18 protein-coding genes and 1 tRNA gene are annotated in these 18,852 nt (G+C 61.0%); 16 read left to right on the forward strand and 3 right to left on the reverse strand.

The annotated features are described in order from the left end of the window. Positions 1-228 precede the first annotated feature (228 nt). The 15 genes from nuoG (at position 229) to ACN5AZ_RS01275 (ending at position 14,835) form a co-directional block, all read left to right on the forward strand. A complete protein-coding gene (gene nuoG, locus ACN5AZ_RS01205) occupies positions 229-2,214 on the forward strand; it encodes an NADH-quinone oxidoreductase subunit NuoG (protein ID WP_419427022.1) in 1,986 nt (661 codons plus the stop codon). Between the two features lie 24 nt (positions 2,215-2,238). Continuing rightward, entirely contained in the window at positions 2,239-2,607 is a 369-nt protein-coding gene (locus tag ACN5AZ_RS01210; RefSeq protein WP_419427023.1) for a hypothetical protein, read from the forward strand. 7 nt (positions 2,608-2,614) lie between these two features. After that, complete coding sequence (gene nuoH, locus ACN5AZ_RS01215; RefSeq protein ID WP_419427024.1) at positions 2,615-3,652, forward strand: NADH-quinone oxidoreductase subunit NuoH; 1,038 nt, start codon at positions 2,615-2,617, stop codon at positions 3,650-3,652. 119 nt (positions 3,653-3,771) lie between these two features. Next, positions 3,772-4,164 (forward strand): hypothetical protein, encoded by a 393-nt coding sequence (locus tag ACN5AZ_RS01220; protein ID WP_419427025.1) that lies wholly within the window; start codon positions 3,772-3,774, stop codon positions 4,162-4,164. Beyond that, positions 4,165-4,659, forward strand: a complete 495-nt coding sequence (gene nuoI, locus ACN5AZ_RS01225; protein ID WP_419427026.1) for an NADH-quinone oxidoreductase subunit NuoI — start codon at positions 4,165-4,167, stop codon at positions 4,657-4,659. Positions 4,660-4,777: 118 nt separating this feature from the next. Next, positions 4,778-5,182 (forward strand): carboxymuconolactone decarboxylase family protein, encoded by a 405-nt coding sequence (locus ACN5AZ_RS01230; protein ID WP_419427027.1) that lies wholly within the window; start codon positions 4,778-4,780, stop codon positions 5,180-5,182. Further along, entirely contained in the window at positions 5,179-5,781 is a 603-nt protein-coding gene (locus ACN5AZ_RS01235) for an NADH-quinone oxidoreductase subunit J (protein WP_419427028.1), read from the forward strand. Before ACN5AZ_RS01230 ends, ACN5AZ_RS01235 begins: the two co-directional genes overlap by 4 nt. Beyond that, positions 5,778-5,975 (forward strand): hypothetical protein, encoded by a 198-nt coding sequence (locus ACN5AZ_RS01240; protein WP_419427029.1) that lies wholly within the window; start codon positions 5,778-5,780, stop codon positions 5,973-5,975. Before ACN5AZ_RS01235 ends, ACN5AZ_RS01240 begins: the two co-directional genes overlap by 4 nt. Positions 5,976-6,083: 108 nt before the next feature. After that, complete coding sequence (nuoK, locus tag ACN5AZ_RS01245) at positions 6,084-6,389, forward strand: NADH-quinone oxidoreductase subunit NuoK (RefSeq protein WP_183969833.1); 306 nt, start codon at positions 6,084-6,086, stop codon at positions 6,387-6,389. A gap of 4 nt (positions 6,390-6,393) precedes the next feature. Beyond that, entirely contained in the window at positions 6,394-8,481 is a 2,088-nt protein-coding gene (gene nuoL / locus ACN5AZ_RS01250; protein WP_419427030.1) for an NADH-quinone oxidoreductase subunit L, read from the forward strand. Then, entirely contained in the window at positions 8,481-10,052 is a 1,572-nt protein-coding gene (locus tag ACN5AZ_RS01255) for an NADH-quinone oxidoreductase subunit M (protein WP_419427031.1), read from the forward strand. The genes nuoL and ACN5AZ_RS01255 overlap by 1 nt, the downstream gene beginning before the upstream one ends. Positions 10,053-10,063: 11 nt before the next feature. Continuing rightward, a complete protein-coding gene (gene nuoN / locus ACN5AZ_RS01260; RefSeq protein WP_419427032.1) occupies positions 10,064-11,515 on the forward strand; it encodes an NADH-quinone oxidoreductase subunit NuoN in 1,452 nt (483 codons plus the stop codon). 96 nt (positions 11,516-11,611) lie between these two features. Continuing rightward, positions 11,612-12,346, forward strand: coding sequence for a biotin--[acetyl-CoA-carboxylase] ligase (locus tag ACN5AZ_RS01265; RefSeq protein ID WP_419427033.1), 735 nt, complete (start codon positions 11,612-11,614; stop codon positions 12,344-12,346). A 14-nt stretch (positions 12,347-12,360) separates the two neighbouring features. Beyond that, complete coding sequence (locus ACN5AZ_RS01270) at positions 12,361-13,143, forward strand: type III pantothenate kinase (RefSeq protein ID WP_419427034.1); 783 nt, start codon at positions 12,361-12,363, stop codon at positions 13,141-13,143. A 24-nt stretch (positions 13,144-13,167) separates the two neighbouring features. Then, entirely contained in the window at positions 13,168-14,835 is a 1,668-nt protein-coding gene (locus tag ACN5AZ_RS01275; RefSeq protein WP_419427035.1) for a ribonuclease J, read from the forward strand. Positions 14,836-14,986: 151 nt separating this feature from the next. Here the strand turns inward: ACN5AZ_RS01275 and ACN5AZ_RS01280 are convergent. The 3 genes from ACN5AZ_RS01280 to ACN5AZ_RS01290 form a co-directional block, all read right to left on the reverse strand. Continuing rightward, a tRNA-Val gene (locus ACN5AZ_RS01280) sits at positions 14,987-15,062 on the reverse strand. Between the two features lie 106 nt (positions 15,063-15,168). Continuing rightward, entirely contained in the window at positions 15,169-16,629 is a 1,461-nt protein-coding gene (locus ACN5AZ_RS01285) for a sensor histidine kinase (protein ID WP_419427452.1), read from the reverse strand. Then, entirely contained in the window at positions 16,629-17,357 is a 729-nt protein-coding gene (locus ACN5AZ_RS01290) for a response regulator (protein WP_419427036.1), read from the reverse strand. The genes ACN5AZ_RS01285 and ACN5AZ_RS01290 overlap by 1 nt, the downstream gene beginning before the upstream one ends. A 243-nt stretch (positions 17,358-17,600) precedes the next feature. On the opposite strand from ACN5AZ_RS01290, the gene ACN5AZ_RS01295 reads away from it, so the two are divergent. After that, entirely contained in the window at positions 17,601-18,842 is a 1,242-nt protein-coding gene (locus ACN5AZ_RS01295) for an ABC transporter substrate-binding protein (protein ID WP_419427037.1), read from the forward strand. The last annotated feature ends 10 nt before the right edge of the window (positions 18,843-18,852 follow it).

Here is an 18,852-nt window from a genome sequence, read left to right on the forward strand (position 1 = left end):
GCCGTGCAGAGAAACCTGCGCGGCGCTCCTTTTTCCAAGTATTTTAGTCGGTCAAATTTGGGCGTTCTAGCGCCCAAACTGCCGTAGCCGCGTCGATTTTTCCCGATTTTTGGGGGCAATTTCCGCTTACTGCATCTGGTGTCGTGGCGCTGGTGGCGATAGAACCGGCGCAGGTGGCGCGCGGCTTTGGTTGCAGCGCAGCTATTTGCAATCTGGAAAGGCACCGGCATGTCAGACTTGCGCAAGCTCATCATCGACGGTCAGGAAATCGAGGTGGATGGGGCCATGACCCTGATCCAGGCTTGTGAGGAGGTCGGGATCGAGGTTCCGCGCTTCTGCTATCACGAGCGTCTCTCGATCGCGGGCAACTGCCGCATGTGTCTGGTCGAGGTTGTCGGCGGTCCGCCGAAACCTGCAGCGTCCTGTGCCATGCAGGTGCGTGACATGCGCCCCGGTCGCAATGGCGAGCCGCCGGAGATCAAAACCAACTCTCCCATGGTCAAAAAGGCCCGGGAAGGGGTGATGGAATTCCTGCTGATCAACCACCCGCTGGATTGCCCGATCTGCGATCAGGGCGGCGAATGCGACCTGCAGGATCAGGCCATGGCTTACGGCGTGGACTTCTCGCGTTTCCGCGAACCCAAGCGCGCTGTGACCGATCTGGATCTGGGCCCGCTGGTCGAAACGCATATGACGCGTTGCATTTCCTGCACCCGCTGCGTGCGCTTCACCACAGAGGTCGCCGGTCTGACCCAGATGGGGCAGACGGGGCGTGGCGAAGATGCAGAGATCACGTCCTACCTGAACCAGACGCTCGAATCGAACATGCAGGGCAATATCATTGACCTGTGTCCTGTAGGCGCGCTGGTGTCGAAACCCTATGCCTTTACCGCGCGGCCTTGGGAGCTGACCAAGACAGAGACCATCGATGTGATGGACGCCTTGGGGTCGAACATTCGTGTGGACACCAAAGGCCGCGAAGTCATGCGCATCCTGCCGCGCAACAACGATGGCGTGAACGAGGAATGGATTTCAGATAAGACTCGCTTTGTCTGGGATGGTCTGCGCCGCCAGCGGCTGGATCGTCCTTATGTGCGCGTCGATGGCAAGCTGAAGCCCGCCACATGGCCGGAGGCGCTGGCCGCAGCGGCCAAGGCGATTGCGGGCGCGGAAAAGCTGGCCGGTCTGGTGGGGGATCTTGCCCCGGTCGAAGCCGCATTCAGCCTGAAAACCCTGATCGAAGGGCAGGGCGGTGTGGTCGAATCCCGCACCGATGGCGCAAAACTGCCTGCGGGCAATCGCTCTGCCTATGTGGGCAACGTGGCGATCGAGGATATCGATGCCGCTGAGTCGATCCTGTTGATCGGCACCAACCCGCGCGAAGAAGCGCCGGTTCTCAACGCCCGCATTCGGGCCGCATGGGCCCGTGGCGCGCAGGTGTCGCGCATCGGTGCGCCGGTTGACCTGACTTATGATGTGACGGAGCTCGGCGCCGGTCGCGATGCCTTGGCCAAGGCGGATGTGGCAGAGGGCACCATTGTGATCGTCGGTCAAAGCGCCCTGAACGAGGCGGACGGCGCGGCGGTTCTTGCTGCGGCGATGGCTGCGTCGGGGCGGATGCTGGTGCTGCACAGTGCCGCCTCTCGCGTTGGTGCCTTGGACGTGGGCGCCGTGAACGACCGTGGCATGGATGCCGTGTCTGAGGCCGATGTCATCTATAACCATGGCGCGGATGAGGTGGAAATCGGCGAGGGTGCCTTTGTCATCTATCAAGGTTCGCACGGCGATCGTGGCGCGCATCGCGCAGATATCATCCTGCCCGCCGCAGCTTATACCGAGGAACAAGGTCTGTTTGTGAACACCGAGGGGCGTCCGCAATTGGCGCTGCGTGCCGGGTTCGCCCCTGGCGAGGCCAAGGAAAACTGGGCCATCTTCCGCGCATTGTCGGCAGAGATGGGCGCGACCCTTCCGTGGGATTCTCTGGCACAGCTGCGCCAGACACTGGTCGCCGATGTGCCCCATCTGGCCCAGATCGACGAGGTGCCGGAAAACCCATGGCAGCCGTTGGAGACGGGCGATCTGGGGAATGCGGATTTCCGCTACGCGATCAAGGACTACTGGCTGACCAACCCGATTGCCCGCGCGTCCGAGGTAATGGCCGAATTGTCCAAGAACCAGAAGCTGCGCGATCAGGCGCCGATGGCAGCCGAATAAGTGCGTTTGGCGGGGGCGATAACCATGGCCGGGGCGATGGCGCTTGCAGGATGCGAACCGACGCAGCCCGAGCGGACGCCTTTTGCCCCGCGTTATCAGGGAATCGAAACCCGCTTGCTGGATGGTGATCTGGTGAATTTCCATGTGGCCATGCGCGGTGCGCGCGGCCCTTTCGATGTAGAGGCCTACGCCGAATGTGCGGCAGCGCAATATGCATTGATCAGAGGTTACGGCTTTGCCCGGCACGTTCGGACAAATGTGAACGAAACGGGCGGCCAATGGCAGGGCGATGCGGTATATACAATTTCTGCCGCGCTGCCCCGAGGGCTGAGAACAATCGACGCAGAGGTCACCACCATGGCCTGTGCCGAGAACGGAATACCGATGGTGTGAGGACCTGATGGCAAATTTCTTTTCCGACAATCCTTGGGGTATCGCGATCTGGATCGTCTTCACGATCCTCGCGCTTTTGGTGCCGCTGCTGGTTTCTTTGGCCTTTCTGATGTGGGGCGACCGCAAGATCTGGGCGGCTGTCCAGATGCGACGCGGTCCGAACGTGGTCGGGATCTTCGGCCTGCTGCAATCCTTTGCAGACTTCTTGAAATACATCGTCAAAGAGGTGGTGGTGCCTGCGGGGGCGGACCGGTTTGTGTTCTTCCTCGCCCCGATGGTGTCGCTGGTCATGGCGTTCATCGCCTGGGCGGTGATCCCCTTTGGGGATGGCTGGGTGATTTCCAACATCAACGTGGCCATTCTGTATGTCTTCGCGATTTCGTCGCTGGAGGTGTACGGGGTGATCATGGGGGGCTGGGCGTCAAACTCCAAATACCCGTTCCTCGGCTCGCTGCGCTCTGCCGCGCAGATGATCTCTTATGAGGTGTCAATCGGCCTGATCATCATCGGTGTCGTGATTTCTGCCGGTTCGTTGAACTTTGGCGAGATCGTTGCGTCGCAAGACGGGGCAGGCATCCTGTCGTGGTACTGGCTGCCGCATTTCCCGATGATGTTCCTGTTCTTCATCTCGGCCTTGGCGGAAACCAACCGCCCGCCGTTCGACTTGCCGGAGGCGGAATCGGAACTGGTTGCTGGCTATCAGGTGGAATACTCCTCGACCCCGTTCCTGCTGTTCATGATCGGTGAACTGACAGCGGTGGTGCTGATGTGTGCGCTGGTGTCGCTTCTGTTCTTGGGCGGATGGCTCTCGCCGGTCGAATTCATCCCCGATGGCATCTTCTGGATGTGCATCAAGATGGTCTTCGTCTTCTTCCTGTTCTCGATGGTGAAGGCGATCACCCCGCGTTACCGCTACGACCAGCTGATGCGTCTGGGGTGGAAGGTCTTCCTGCCGATGTCGCTGGCTTGGGTGGTCTTTGTGGCCTTTGCCGCGCGGTTCGAATGGTTCTGGGGCTTTTACACCCGCTGGGCGGTAGGGGGCTGATCGTGTCGGTGATTTGGAAACGATCTGTTTCTAGGACCGCAACGGACTGGGTAGGCTCGGTTGCTATGGTTTCGCTGGGGGGCTGGCATGTCGCCCGCCGGACAGCAGGGAGACGTCTGATGACAGATCTGAAGAAGGCCATTCTGGACGCAAAATACATCGATATGGTCGCGCTTGGGGACTTTGTTGTCCGTGATTGCGGCTTGCCGGATGTGGATGGCGACGGGAACCTTATGCCGCAGGCCAATGAGATCGCGGCCGCGATCTTCCGCTGGGCCGCCGATATGCAGGCCATGAGCAGCGAGGCGAAATCCAAACCGGCGGCGTCTGCCATCGGTGCGGCGATTGCGCAGGAAGTGATCGGCGACGAGGCCAGCGAGGTTATCGCAGACCCTGCCGACATCACCGCCGGGCTTGGTGAATTTGACGAATTTGGCGATCCCCTGATGGACGCCGAAGAGGCGGAGCGGCTCGAAGCAGCGCGCGAAGCCGTGAAACAGGAGGACGCGTAGATGGCCACCATCGATTACAGGCGTGCCGTTAAGTATTTTCTGCTGGCGGACTTCGTGAAGGGGTTCCAGCTCGGGCTGAAGTATTTCTTCTCGCCGAAGGCGACGCTGAACTACCCGCATGAAAAGGGGCCTTTGTCGCCCCGATTTCGTGGTGAACACGCGCTGCGGCGGTATCCGAACGGGGAAGAGCGCTGCATCGCCTGCAAACTGTGCGAGGCGGTCTGCCCCGCGCAGGCGATCACCATTGATGCCGAGCCGCGCGAGGACGGCTCGCGCCGCACCACGCGCTATGACATCGACATGACCAAATGCATCTACTGCGGTTTTTGTCAGGAAGCCTGTCCCGTGGATGCCATCGTCGAAGGGCCGAACTTCGAATTCTCGACCGAGACGCGCGAAGAGCTGTTCTACGACAAGGCCAAACTGTTGGAAAACGGCGACCGCTGGGAAGCCGAGATTGCCCGCAACCTTGAACTGGACGCCCCGTACCGATGATCACGACACGCGCCTCTGCCCTGTGTGCTGTGCGACGGACGTCGGTCCGGCGGGCGCGGCGTGCGTGTGATTTGGCGACACGAGATAATGTAACAGCGCGCTGGCAGGAGATCGTGTCATGACCACCAAGACCCCGTTCGAATTGATGATGGAACAGGCGCAGGAAATGGCCAAGGCGTTCAACCCGGCCATGACCACCTTTGATCCCAAGGGATTTGAAAAGCTCTGGCCGACCATGACCAAGGATTCGATGGAGATGTTCTTTGGCAAGGGCTTGTCCAAGAACGGGTTGGATGCCAAGACGCGGCTGTTGCTCACATTGGCCGGGCTGACGATGCAGGGCGCGCAGGCTGAGACACCGTTTCGTATGACCGTGCGCCACGCGATGGAGGCCGGTGCCTCCGAAGAAGAGATCGCCGAGACCATTGCACAAATGTCAATGTTCGCAGGCATACCCGCCATGAACCGCGCCATGGAACTGGCCCGCGAGGTCATGGCCGATAAAAAGGATGACGAAGAATGACCGTCTTTGCCTTCTATATGTTTGCTCTTGGCGTGATCGCCGGCGGCCTGTTCACGGTGATCAGCCGCAATCCGGTGCATTCCGTGTTGTGGCTGATCCTTGCCTTCCTGTCGTCCGCGGGGCTGTTCGTGATGCTGGGGGCAGAGTTTGTCGCCATGCTGCTGATCATTGTCTACGTGGGCGCGGTTGCGGTTCTGTTCCTGTTTGTCGTGATGATGCTGGACGTGGACTTTGCCGAGCTAAAGGCCGAGATGGCAAAATATCTGCCGCTCGGGCTGTTGATCGGCTTGGTTGTGCTGATGCAGCTCGCCATGGCCTTTGGCGTCTGGGAAGCGTCCGAGCTGGCCGCGGGGCAACTGTCTGCGCCGACGCCTGTGGATGTCCAGAACACCGCGGCCCTTGGTCTGGTGTTGTACGACCAGTATTTCCTGCTGTTCCAACTGGCGGGTCTGATCCTGCTGGTGGCGATGATCGGGGCGATTGTGCTGACACTGCGGCACCGCAAGGATGTCAAACGTCAGGACGTGCTGGCGCAGATGTACCGCGATCCTGCCAAAGCGATGGAACTGCGCGATGTTAAACCGGGGCAGGGGCTGTGAACGCAGTTTGGGATATCGTCTTCTCGCCGATGGGACTGGTTCTATACGCCGGTTTCTGGGCGCTGAAACTGACGGTCGGCGTCTGGGTGATCGCGCGCATCGTCGCGCGACTGCCGCTGCGCCAACGGCTGTGGACCGAACAAAGACTGGTTCGCATGCGGCTGATGAAACGACCGACCGATCCGCTTGGCTAAGGCAGATCGCTTAATACGGGCCTTGGTCCGGTGGAATTTGGCTTTGGGATCTCTGCCCAAGGCTACGGAATGCGAAAACGAGCGGGCAAGAGGCCCGGAGGGACACGTATGATCGGATTGGAACATTACCTGACCGTCGCTGCGGCGTTGTTTGTCATCGGGATATTCGGGCTTTTCCTGAACCGAAAGAACGTGATCATCCTGCTGATGAGCATCGAATTGATGTTGCTGGCCGTGAACATCAATCTGGTCGCTTTCTCCAGCTACCTCGGGGATCTGGCAGGGCAGGTGTTCACCCTGTTCGTGCTGACGGTGGCTGCCGCCGAGGCAGCGATTGGCCTCGCGATCCTTGTCTGCTTCTTCCGCAACCGCGGCACCATCGCCGTAGAAGACGTCAACGTGATGAAAGGCTGACCTGATGGAGAGCATCATTCTCTTTGCCCCGTTGGTGGGCAGCCTGATTGCCGGCTTTGGCTGGAAATCCATCGGCATCCGTGGGGCGCAATGGGTGTCCACGGGCCTGCTGTTTCTGGCCTGTTTCTTCTCTTGGGTGGTGTTTCTGTCCCACGGGCCGGAAACCCAGCATATCCAGATCATGCGTTGGATCGAATCCGGCACGCTGAGCACGGACTGGTCGATCCGGCTGGATCGTCTGACCTCGATCATGTTGATCGTTGTGACCACGGTGTCGTCGCTGGTGCACCTGTATTCCTTTGGCTACATGGCGCATGACGACAACTTCAAGAAGGGCGAGGAAAGCTACAAGGCGCGTTTCTTTGCCTATCTGTCGTTCTTCACCTTCGCCATGCTGATGCTGGTGACCTCGGACAATCTGGTCCAGATGTTCTTTGGCTGGGAAGGCGTGGGTGTCGCATCTTATCTGCTGATCGGGTTCTACTACCGCAAGCCGTCTGCCAATGCCGCCGCGATGAAAGCGTTCATCGTCAACCGCGTGGGTGATTTCGGTTTCGCGTTGGGGATCTTTGCGCTTTACATGCTGACCGACAGCGTGCGGTTCGATGACATCTTTGCCGCCGCGCCAGAGATCGCGCAGACGCAGATTTCCTTCCTCTGGGGGGATTGGAACGCGGCAGAGGTTGCGGCGGTGCTGTTGTTCATCGGCGCGATGGGCAAATCGGCGCAGCTTATTCTGCACACTTGGCTGCCCGACGCGATGGAGGGGCCGACGCCTGTGTCGGCGCTGATCCACGCAGCGACCATGGTGACAGCGGGTGTCTTCCTTGTGTGTCGTATGTCGCCGCTGATGGAATATGCGCCCAACGCCATGGCGTTCGTGACCTTCCTTGGCGCGACCACGGCCTTCTTTGCCGCCACCGTGGGGCTTGTCCAGAACGACATCAAACGCGTGATCGCCTATTCGACCTGTTCGCAGCTGGGCTACATGTTCGTGGCCGCAGGTGTGGGTGTCTATTCGGTCGCCATGTTCCACCTGTTTACGCATGCCTTCTTTAAGGCGATGCTGTTCCTCGGTGCGGGCTCGGTGATCCACGGCATGCACCACGAACAGGACATGCGGAACTATGGCGGGCTGCGCAAAAAGCTGCCCTATACCTTCTGGGCGATGATGATCGGCACGCTGGCCATCACGGGCGTTGGTATCCCGCTGACCCATATCGGGTTTGCCGGCTTCCTTTCCAAGGACGCTGTGATCGAAAGCGCTTGGGCCGGGACAGCGGGGGGCTATGCCTTCTGGATGCTGGTGATCGCGGCGCTGTTCACGTCGTTCTACTCGTGGCGGCTGATCTTCCTGACCTTCTTTGGCAAGCCGCGCGGCAACAAGCACACCCATGAACACGCCCATGAAAGCCCGACGGTCATGCTGGTGCCGCTTGGTGTGCTGAGCCTTGGCGCGATCTTCTCGGGGATGGTGTGGTACAGCTCTTTCTTCGGTGACCATAACTCGGTCAACAGTTTCTTCGGCATTCCGGCGCACCACGAAGAGGTGGCGCATGGTGACGACGCAGCACATGCCGAGGCAGAGGCGAGCGAGGATCACGCGGCAGAAGAGCACGCGACCGATCATCACGGCGCGCCTCAGGGGGCCATCTACATGGCGCCTGACAACACGGTGATGGATGACGCGCACCACGCGCCCAAATGGGTCAAGGTCTCGCCCTTTATTGCGATGCTGCTGGGTCTGATCACGGCCTACTGGTTCTATATCGTGAACCCGTCACTGCCCAAACGTCTGGCCGAACAGCAGCGTCCGCTGTACCTGTTCCTGCTGAACAAATGGTACTTTGACGAGGTCTATGGCTTCCTCTTCGTCAACCCGTCCAAAAAGCTCGGCCGCATCCTTTGGAAACAGGGGGACGAGGCTGTGATCAAGGGCGCGATCAATGGTCTTGCCATGGGGATTGTCCCCTTCCTGACGCGCCTCGCAGGGCGGGCCCAGTCCGGCTACATCTTCACCTATGCCTTTGCCATGGTGATCGGCATTGCGGCGCTGATCACATGGATGACCATCTCCGGAGGGGCACACTGATGTCGAACCTTCTCTCCATCGTCACCTTTCTGCCTGCGCTCGCGGCACTGATCCTTGCGGTGTTCCTGCGCGGCAGTGACGAAGCAGCGCAGCGCAACGCCAAATGGCTGGCGCTGATCGCGTCGGGTGCGACCTTCCTGATTTCGCTATTCATTCTGGCGCAATTCGACCCGGCCAACACCGGCTTCCAGATGGTCGAGGAAGGCGCCTGGATCATGGGTCTGTCCTATCGGATGGGCGTGGACGGGATTTCGGTCCTGTTTGTGATGCTGACGACCTTCATGATGCCGCTGGTGATCTGGGCCTCCTGGGACGTGAAACACCGCGTGACGGAATATATGATCGCCTTCCTGCTGCTGGAAACGCTGATGCTGGGCGTGTTCATGGCGCTGGACCTGATCCTGTTCTACCTCTTCTTCGAGGCCGGCCTGATCCCGATGTTCCTGATCATCGGCATTTGGGGCGGCAAAGACCGGATTTACGCATCCTTCAAATTCTTCCTCTACACGTTCCTCGGGTCGGTGCTGATGCTGATCGCGATGATTGCGATGTATGTGGATGCGGGGACGACCTGTATCGGCGGATGTGATCTCTCGCTGCTCAAGCATAATTTTGCCTTCGACGACTTTAGCGTGTTGGGCATTCATGTGGTTGGCGGCATGCAAACGATGCTGTTTCTTGCGTTCTTTGCATCCTTCGCGGTGAAGATGCCCATGTGGCCGGTGCACACATGGCTGCCGGAGGCGCACGTTCAGGCGCCGACCGCAGGCTCGGTTGTTCTGGCGGCGATCCTGTTGAAGATGGGCGGCTACGGCTTCTTGCGTTTTGCCTTGCCAATGTTCCCGGTCGGTTCTGACGTGATGCAGAACTTTGTGTTCGCACTGTCGGTGGTGGCCATCGTCTACACGTCTTTGGTGGCCTTGGTTCAAGATGACATGAAAAAGCTGATCGCCTATTCGTCGGTGGCGCATATGGGCTATGTGACCATGGGGATTTTTGCGGCCAACCAGCAGGGCGTGGACGGGGCGATTTTTCAGATGATTTCCCACGGGTTCATTTCGGGCGCGCTGTTCCTGTGTGTGGGTGTGATCTACGATCGGATGCACACGCGCGAGATCGACGCCTACGGCGGTCTGGTCAACCGGATGCCCGCCTATGCGCTGATCTTCTTGTTCTTCACGATGGCGAATGTGGGCCTTCCGGGGACCTCCGGCTTTATCGGTGAATTCCTGACGTTGGCTGGTGTGTTCCAGGTCAACACATGGGTGGCCGCAGGGGCCACGACCGGCGTGATTCTGTCGGCGGCCTATGCGCTGTGGCTGTACCGCCGTGTGGTCATGGGCGATCTGATCAAGGAAAGCCTGAAGACCATCAAGGACATGACCAGCCGTGAAAAGCTGATCTTCACGCCGCTGGTGGCCATGACGCTGTGGATGGGGGTGTATCCCGCGCCGATCCTTGACCGGATCGGACCGTCGGTCGAGGCGCTGGTGGCGAATTACGATTCTGCGCTCGACAGCGCGGGCCGCGGCGCGGATGCGCAAGTGGCCGAAGCAGACGAAGCACACTGAGGGGTTAATTGATGTCGGCTGATCTGAACATCATCCTGCCGGAGATCATTCTGTCGCTTTACGCGATGATCGCACTGGTGGGGGCGGTCTACACCGCCAAAGACAATCTGGCCCCGATGCTGGTCTGGGTGACCGCCGGGCTGTTTACGGTACTGGCCCTGTGGATCGGTGCCACCGGCGACGGTGCGCAGGCGGCCTTTGGCGGCATGTTCCACAACGATGCGTTCTCGCGCTTTGCCAAGGTGGTGATACTGCTGTCGGCTGCGGCGGTCATGGTCATGGGGCAGGGCTACATGGCGAAGCGTGACATGCTGCGCTTTGAATACCCGATGCTGGTGACCCTGTCGGTCGTCGGCATGATGGTGATGGTGTCCGCAGGCGATCTGATGTCGCTCTACATGGGGCTGGAGCTGCAGTCGCTGGCGCTTTACGTCGTGGCGTCCCTGCGCCGTGACAGCGTCAAATCTACCGAAGCGGGTCTGAAATACTTTGTGCTTGGTGCGCTGTCTTCGGGGCTTCTGCTGTATGGTGCATCGCTGGTGTATGGCTTCGCGGGCACAACGCTGTTCTCTGGGATTATTCTGGCGGCGACGGACGGTCATCTGACCATTGGTCTGCTGATCGGTCTGGTGCTGATGATCTCCGGCATGGCGTTCAAGGTCTCGGCTGTGCCGTTCCACATGTGGACACCGGACGTCTATCAGGGCTCGCCCACCGCGGTGACGGCCTTCTTTGCCACCGCACCCAAGGTGGCGGCGATGGGTCTGTTTGCCCGCGTTATGTTTGACGCCTTCGGCGGTGCCATCCCGGACTGGAGTCAGGTGATCGCGCTGTTGGCGGTGTTGTCGATGTTCCTCGGCTCCCTTGCCGCGATCGGGCAGACCGACATCAAACGTCTCATGGCTTATTCCTCGATTGCGCATATGGGCTACGCGCTGATTGGTCTGGCGGCGGGCAGCGAGATGGGTGTGCAGAACATGCTGATCTACATGGTGATCTACGTCACCATGAACGTCGGCACCTTTGCCTTTATCCTGTCGATGGAACGCGACGGCCAGCCGGTCACGGATATTTCCGCCCTCGGCATGTATGCGAGCAAGGAACCGGCCCGTGCCTTGGCGATGTTGGTGCTGCTGTTCAGCTTGGCCGGCGTGCCGCCGCTGTTGGGTTTCTTCGCCAAATACGGTGTCATGATGGCCGCGGTCGAGGCGGACATGGTCTGGCTGGCGGTGCTGGGTGTGATCGCCTCGGTGATCGGGGCCTACTACTACCTGCGGATCGTATTCTTTATGTACTTCGGCGAAGACCGCACCGACGCGTTGGAGACATCCAAGTCCCGCGTGTTGTCGGTGTTCCTCAGCGCCTCCGCTGGCATCATCGTGGTGCTGGTGTTCAACCCGCTGGGGCTGGCCGTGGATCTGCAGGACAGCGCTCGGGCGGCTGCGGTTGCCTTGGTCCGCTAAAAACCGACCGATTTTGCAATGAATTGAGCGGCGCGCCCTGTTCGGGGCGCGCCGTTTGTGTCACGGGGACACAATACCCGTTGAAGGAACGCCCGCATGCCATGGCCCGAAACTTACGCCCGCCACGTCCTGGTGGAGGTGGACAGCACCAACGCCGAGGCAGCCCGCCGCATGGATGGGCTGGCGGGACCTGCGTGGATCTGCGCGTTGTCCCAGACCGCCGCGCGGGGCAGGCGGGGCCGCGCATGGAACAGCCCGGCGGGCAATTTTGCGGCCACCTTGGTGATGCGTCCGACCGAGCCGCCCGAGACCGTGGCGCTGCGGTCCTTTGTGGCGGCGCTGGCGCTGTATGACGCACTGTCAGATCTGACCGGGACAGAGGCCGGGCTCGCGCTGAAATGGCCCAATGATGTGCTGTTGAACGGCGGAAAGGTCGCGGGCATCCTGCTCGAAGGGTTGCCCCATGGCGGACTGGCCGTTGGCATCGGCGTGAACCTGATCGCCGCGCCGGATCGTGCGATGCTGGAGGCGCGCGCGGTCGCCCCTGTCAGCGTGCTGAGCGAAACCGGCGTGCGCATCCAGCCCGAAAAGATGCTCGATGCCTTGGCGCAGGCCTGGGCCATCCGCGAAGAGGCCTTTGTCACCTACGGATTTGCCGCCATCCGCGAGGCTTGGCTGGCCCGTGCCGCGCGGATCGGCGATACCATCACCGCGCGGACGTCGCGTGAGGAAACCATCGGCGTCTTCGAGACGGTGGACGCCACAGGGCAACTTGTCCTAAACACCCCCTCAGGCCGTGTGCACATCGCTGCGGCAGATGTGTTTTTCTGAAAGGGCTTAGCCGAATGCTGCTTGCCATCGATTGCGGCAACACCAACACGGTTTTCTCGATCTGGGATGGGGAAAGCTTTATCGCGACGTGGCGGACGGCGACGGAACACCAGCGCACGGCGGACCAGTATTACGTCTGGCTGTCGACGCTGATGGAGTTCCAGAAGATCGACGCCGACATCACCGATGTGATTATCTCCTCGACGGTGCCGCGCGTGGTCTGGAACCTGCGTGTGCTGGCGGACCGCTATTTCCGCACCCGTCCTTTGGTTGTGGGCAAGCCTGACTGTCTGCTGCCGATTGAGACCCGCGTGGATGCGGGCACGGCGGTGGGGCCGGACCGATTGGTGAACACTGTCGCGGGCTTTAACAAGTTCGGCGGCGATCTGGTGATTGTCGACTTTGGCACAGCCACGACCTTTGACGTGGTGGCGCGCGACGGGGCCTATGTGGGCGGCGTGATTGCCCCGGGCGTGAACCTGTCGCTGGAGGCCTTGCATCAGGCCGCCGCCGCGCTGCCGCATGTGGATATATCCAAACCGGCGCAGGTTGTGGGCACAAACACCGTGGCCTGTATGCAATCGGGCGTGTTTTGGGGCTATGTTGGTCTGGTACGCGAGATCTGCGAACGGATCAAAGACGAACGCGGGCGCGATATGCGCATCATCGCCACGGGGGGGCTTGCGCCCTTGTTCCAGGCGTCGGTGCCGCTATTTGATGCCTTTGACGAATTCCTGACGATGCACGGTTTGACCGTGATTTACGAACATAACAAGGCGCACGCTCATGCGGAGTAATGTGCCTGTAACAGAGGCTTAAGCATGAGCGACGAAAGACTGATTTACCTGCCCTTGGGCGGCGCCGGCGAGATCGGCATGAACTGCTACGTCTATGGCTATGGCAAACCGGGCGAGGAACGGCTGCTGGTGGTGGACATGGGCGTGGCGTTTCCCGACATGGACACGACACCGGGCGTGGACATCATCCTGCCCGACATCACGTGGCTGAAAGAAAACAAGAACCGGATCGAGGGTCTTGTCATCACCCACGCCCATGAGGACCACGTGGGCGCAGTCGGCCATACGTTCGAACATCTGGGCCTGCCGATCTATGCGCGGGCCTTTACCTCGAATATCGCGCGCCACAAGCTGGCGGAATACGGGATCGAGGGGCAGGCGGTCAAAACCTGTTCACCTTGGCCGGAACAGGTCCAGATCGGGCCGTTCAAACTGGGCTTTTTGCCGATCTCGCATTCGATCCCCGAAAGCTCGGGTCTTGTGATCGACACCCCCGCAGGCCGCGTGATCCACACCGGCGACTTCAAGCTCGACACACAGCCGCTGGTGGGCGAGGCATGGGACCCGGAGCTTTGGGGCGAAGTGTCCAAGGGCGGGGTCAAGGCGCTGATCTGCGATTCGACCAATGTGTTTTCGCCCAACCCCGGCCGGTCCGAGGTCACGGTTGGCCCGGCGGTGGAAAAGCTGGTGGCAGAGGCGCCGAACCTCGTCGTTGCCACGACATTTGCGTCGAACGTGGCCCGGGTGCGCACCTTGGCAGAAGCTGGGGAGCGCGCAGGCCGGTCCATCGTGTTGCTGGGGCGCGCCATGCGCCGCATGGTCGAGGCTGCGGTAGAAACCGGTGTGTTGGACCGTTTCCCGACCGTGGTGCCGGTGGAGGATGCGACCTCTATCCCGCGTGAAAACCTGATGCTTCTGGTCACAGGTTCCCAAGGCGAGCGCCGCGCCGCATCGGCCCAGCTGTCGCGTGGCAAGTTCAACGGGATCGAGCTGAAGGAAGGGGACACTTTCCTGTTCTCGTCCAAAACCATCCCCGGCAACGAAAAAGACGTGATCCGCATTATGAACGCGCTCTCGGAAAAGGGCGTGGATGTGGTGACCGACAGCATGGGCGACTATCACGTGTCCGGCCACGCCAACCGCCCCGATCTGGAAACCATGCAGGATGTGGTGCAGCCGCAGATCGTGGTGCCGATGCACGGCGAACATCGCCATTTGCGCGAACACGTCAAACTGTCCGAACAACGGAACCGGCAGGCCGTGTTGGCCGTCAACGGGATGATGATCGACCTGACCGGCAATGCTCCGAAAGTGGCCGAATATATCGAGACCGGGCGCACCTATCTGGATGGGTCGGTGCAGATCGGCGCGATGGACGGCATCGTGCGGGACCGTATCCGCATGGCGCTGAACGGGCATGTGGTCGTGACGCTGATCATGGACGAAGATGACGAGCCGTTGGGCGAGCCTTGGGTGGATCTGATGGGCTTGGCGGAAACCGGTTCCAGCCATGTGCCTTTGACCGATGTGCTGGAGGCGGACCTGTCGCAGTTCATTGGCCGCGCGGGTGAGAAAACCCTGACCGATGACGACAAGCTCGAAGAAGGGCTGCGCCGCGTTGTGCGCCAGTCTTGCCAGAATGAAATCGGCAAAAAGCCCGAAGTCACCGTGGTTGTCAGCCGGTTGAGCTAAGATCTGGCTTTCGCAAAGATCCTACGCCGGGTGCCAGTCAGGCATCCGGCTTTTTCTGCGCACGGACCATCTTGCGCAGCGCTTTTCGCGCCCTTCGCCCATGCCCGAACTGGTCTGGCCGTGCGCAATAGACTTTTACCTAGAAGGGGAGTGGTGGGTGATGAGAGACTCGAACTCCCGACATCTTCGGTGTAAACGAAGCGCTCTACCAACTGAGCTAATCACCCGGTCCGATGGCGTTTAGAGAAATCCTCGGGCGGCTGCAAGAGAGGAAATTCGGTTTTTCGGCAAAATCTTTTGCGACCTGCGGATGCCGGACGGGGCGGCGCTGGATCACAGCTCTGGCCAGCCACGGGGCAGGCTCAGCCGCGCGATCCAGCCTGTGCGACCGGGTTCAAAGGACAGCTGGCCGCCATGCTCGATTGCGATGGTCGAGGCGATGGTCAACCCCATGCCAAACCCCTTGATCGGGGTCGCATTTGTGCCGCGTCGAAACGGCGCTTTCATCTGGTCAAGGTCCACGTCGGGGCTGCGCGCGCCTTCGTCCTCGATCAGCACATGCACTTGGTCGGCATCGGTTTCCACACGGACTTCGGCGCGGCGGCCGTATTTCAACGCATTGTCGATCAGGTTGGACAGCGCCCGTTGCAGCGCGATGGGGCGGGCGGGCAGGACCAACTGCACGTCTTCGCCGATCTCCGTGTGGCTGCGACGGGACATGAAAATCGAATGCCCGCCTTCGATCACCACGCGGGCGCTGCCGCCAAAGACCACCGGGCTGCCGATATCGCGGTAGTCGTCCACCACAGTTTCCACCAAGGACATCAAAGAGATGCGGCGCGGCTCTTCGGTGTTGAGCTCGGCGCGGGTGTAGGTCAGCACGCTTTCGATGATGCCGGTCATCTGGTCGATGTCGGCCTCGAACTTGTGGCGCAGGGCGTCATCGGCGATCAGCGCCGCGCGCAGTTTCAGACGCGTGGCGGGCGTGCCCAGATCGTGGCTGACGCCGGACAGGACCAGCGCGCGTTCGGCCAGATGGGCGCGTTCGACCTCGCGGTAGTCATTCACCGCGCCGATCAACGCGCGCAGCTCGGCGGGACCGTGAGGGACAAAGGGATCCGCGCCGCCCACGCGTTTTTTGGACCGCAGTTGTTCGGCAAAACCGGTGAAACGGGCGGAGACGCCGGTGGTCGCCCCGTACAGCATCCCCAAGGCGATCAGCGCCAGCAGAACGGCCCCCAAACGGCTGTCACCGGGTTTCGCATGGCAGCCCCAAACATCCGGCCCCGACACGACCCGCCAACTGCCATCGGTGACAGTGGCGAAGATCACCGCGTCACTGCAATAGGTCGCAAGTAGCGCCACAACCGCACCCATGGTGTCACGTCCCGTGGCGGTGCTGTCGGTGTCCAGTTCGGAGAGCGGATAGCGCAAGGCTGAGGACACCACCGCGAGCTTGACCGCGCCGCTGGTCAGGGCATCCGCCTCGGCGTGGCGCAGGGTCAGCTGTGTCACAAGGGCGGGGCGGGGCACGGCGGGCGCCCGTTCGAACTCGCCCGCGTGCGCCAGCCGTTGCACGGGCGGTGGCGGGATCTGGACGGTGATGCCATTGGGGGCAGGGGCGTTGGTGGTCAGCGTATCAAACAGGATCTCGCCGGTGTGGCGCGCGCCGACCAGATGCGCCTGCCAGCGATGTGAGGCCCCCAGCCACATCGACGCCGACGCAGCGCCCGTGACGAAGGCCGCAAGGATCAGCGCGGGGCCACCCCAGCGAATGCTGTGCATGGCGACCATCACGCGTCGCTCTGGATCACGTCGGTGGCAAAGATATAGCCCATGCCGCGTTGGGTCTTGATCAGCTGCGGCGCCTTCGGGTTGTCCTCGATCTTGCTGCGCAGGCGACCGACCAAAACGTCAATGGCCCGCCCCGAGGCATCCGCATCACCCCCGCTGTTGTCGAGCGCGGCGGCGATCTCTTCCCGGGTGAGGGGAATGTGCGGATGCGCCAGCAGGGTTTGCAAAAGCGCGATTTCACGCCGAGACAGGGTGACCTGATACCCTTGGGGAGAGGTGACCTCGTCCGTGCGCCCGTCATAGGTCCAACCGGCAAAGCTGAACCGTGACACGCGGCGACGATGGGCCAGCGAAGCTGTGCGGCGGGTGCGCGCCATCACGGCCTTTATGCGCGCCAGCAACAGCTGCGTGTTGAACGGCTTGGCAATATAGTCGTCTGCGCCCACGGCATAGCCATCCATGCGCTGTTGGTCCGTGGACAGGGCAGAGACCATGATGATGGGCACGTCGTCCTCTTCGCGCAGGCGGGCGCAGATTTCGATGCCGCTTTCGTCACCCAGCATCACATCGAGCAGGATCAGGTCGATGCGACCGCTGGCCATATGCTTGCGAATGTCGGCTTCACCGGCGGCGGGCAGGGCGATGGTGCCGCTTTGCTGCAGGAACTGCGTCAGGATCTGCCGCATTTCACTGTCGTCATCTACGACCAGAATCCGCAAGATAGACACAAGGCTCCCCCCTTTTTGTCATTGATAAACCGCTGGGCTCCCCTCCAGAAACCCGCGCCTTGCGACAGGTTGATGTAACAACCAGCAACAAATTCAACGGTTTTGTAACAGCCCGTAACAGGGGCTGACAAAAATTGCAGCCCTTGGCAAATTCTACGCGATCCGCTGTTGAAAGAAAAAGCTGCATTGGCATTGCTAGGGGCGCACATCCGGCCGGATGTGTGTTTTGGGAGGAACTTCAAAATGAAAAAATCCGTATTTACGGTATCCGCGCTGGCGCTTGCCGTCGCCGGTGCCGCGCAAGCCGAACCGCAAGCCGAGGTCCTGCATTGGTGGACATCCGGCGGCGAGGCGAAATCCGTCGCTGTCCTGCAAGAGGAATTCGCCGCCAAGGGTGGCACATGGACCGACATGCCCGTGGCCGGTGGCGGCGGTGATGCGGCCATGCAGGCCCTGCGCGCCCGCGTGCTGTCGGGCAACGCGCCCACAGCGGTTCAGCTGAAAGGCCCCGCCATTCAGGAATGGTACGAAGAGGGCGTTCTGGCCGATATCTCTGACGTGGCTGATGCGCAGGGCTGGGCGGATGTGCTGCCTGAATCTATTGCCAACCACATGAAGTGCGAGGGCACATGGTGCGCAGCGCCAGTGAACGTGCACCGCGTGGACTGGATCTGGGCCAACGCCGACGTTCTGGAAAGCAACGGCATCGAGATGCCGACCACATGGGATGAATTCAACGCCGCCGCAGCCAAGCTGCAAGAGGCGGGGATCATCCCGCTGGCGCACGGCGGTCAGGCCTGGCAGGACGCCACAGTGTTCGAGGCAGTCGCGCTTGGCATTCTGGGCGCCGACGGGTTCCGCAAGGCCTTTGTCGAGCTCGACGAGGAGGTTCTGAAATCGGACGAGATGGTCGCGGTCTTTGACCAGATGCGCCTGATGCGCGGCTACGTGGACCCGAACTTCCCCGGTCGTGACTGGAACCTTGCCACCGCCATGGTGATGAACGGCGAAGCGGCGTTCCAGATCATGGGTGACTGGGCCAAAGGCGAATTCCTCGCCGCAGGCAAGGCACCAGGCGAGGATTTCCTCTGCGCTTCCGTGCCCGGTGAGGGGTTCCTGTATAACGTCGACAGCTTTGCCATGTTCGAGGTGGACGGCGACGACAAGCAAGAAGGTCAGGCGCTGCTGGCAGAGCTGATCGTGGGCGAGAACTTCCAAGAGGTGTTCAACCTCAACAAGGGGTCGATCCCCGCGCGCACCGATGTGGACCTGTCGGCCTTTGACAGCTGCGCGATCACCTCGTCCGAGGACATGGCAGCCTCCAGCGAAAGCGGCAGCCTGCTGCCGAGCTATGCCCACGGCATGGCGCTGCGCGGCGCGCAGTCCGGCGCGATCACCGATGTGGTGACCTCGCACTTCAACTCCGACATGAGCTCGGAAGAGGCGGTCAAACAGCTCGCAGCAGCTGTGGTAAACAGCCTCTAAGACCTTCGTT

It is taken from the genome of Sagittula sp. SSi028 (assembly GCF_048553715.1).
Lineage (GTDB): Bacteria > Pseudomonadota > Alphaproteobacteria > Rhodobacterales > Rhodobacteraceae > Sagittula.

Excerpts from the sequence above, each read along its gene's own strand:
- nuoN (WP_419427032.1), top strand. The coding sequence starts at position 10,064 with ATGTCGGCTGATCTGAACATCATCCTGCCGGAGATCATTCTGTCGCTT.
- ACN5AZ_RS01255 (WP_419427031.1), top strand. The coding sequence starts at position 8,481 with ATGTCGAACCTTCTCTCCATCGTCACCTTTCTGCCTGCGCTCGCGGCA.
- nuoG (WP_419427022.1), top strand. The coding sequence starts at position 229 with ATGTCAGACTTGCGCAAGCTCATCATCGACGGTCAGGAAATCGAGGTG.
- nuoK (WP_183969833.1), top strand. The coding sequence starts at position 6,084 with ATGATCGGATTGGAACATTACCTGACCGTCGCTGCGGCGTTGTTTGTC.
- ACN5AZ_RS01265 (WP_419427033.1), top strand. The coding sequence starts at position 11,612 with ATGCCATGGCCCGAAACTTACGCCCGCCACGTCCTGGTGGAGGTGGAC.
- ACN5AZ_RS01275 (WP_419427035.1), top strand. The coding sequence starts at position 13,168 with ATGAGCGACGAAAGACTGATTTACCTGCCCTTGGGCGGCGCCGGCGAG.
- ACN5AZ_RS01270 (WP_419427034.1), top strand. The coding sequence starts at position 12,361 with ATGCTGCTTGCCATCGATTGCGGCAACACCAACACGGTTTTCTCGATC.
- nuoI (WP_419427026.1), top strand. The coding sequence starts at position 4,165 with ATGGCCACCATCGATTACAGGCGTGCCGTTAAGTATTTTCTGCTGGCG.
- ACN5AZ_RS01235 (WP_419427028.1), top strand. The coding sequence starts at position 5,179 with ATGACCGTCTTTGCCTTCTATATGTTTGCTCTTGGCGTGATCGCCGGC.
- ACN5AZ_RS01295 (WP_419427037.1), top strand. The coding sequence starts at position 17,601 with ATGAAAAAATCCGTATTTACGGTATCCGCGCTGGCGCTTGCCGTCGCC.
- ACN5AZ_RS01285 (WP_419427452.1), bottom strand. The coding sequence starts at position 16,629 with ATGGTCGCCATGCACAGCATTCGCTGGGGTGGCCCCGCGCTGATCCTT.
- nuoH (WP_419427024.1), top strand. The coding sequence starts at position 2,615 with ATGGCAAATTTCTTTTCCGACAATCCTTGGGGTATCGCGATCTGGATC.
- ACN5AZ_RS01210 (WP_419427023.1), top strand. The coding sequence starts at position 2,239 with ATGGCCGGGGCGATGGCGCTTGCAGGATGCGAACCGACGCAGCCCGAG.
- ACN5AZ_RS01230 (WP_419427027.1), top strand. The coding sequence starts at position 4,778 with ATGACCACCAAGACCCCGTTCGAATTGATGATGGAACAGGCGCAGGAA.
- nuoL (WP_419427030.1), top strand. The coding sequence starts at position 6,394 with ATGGAGAGCATCATTCTCTTTGCCCCGTTGGTGGGCAGCCTGATTGCC.
- ACN5AZ_RS01220 (WP_419427025.1), top strand. The coding sequence starts at position 3,772 with ATGACAGATCTGAAGAAGGCCATTCTGGACGCAAAATACATCGATATG.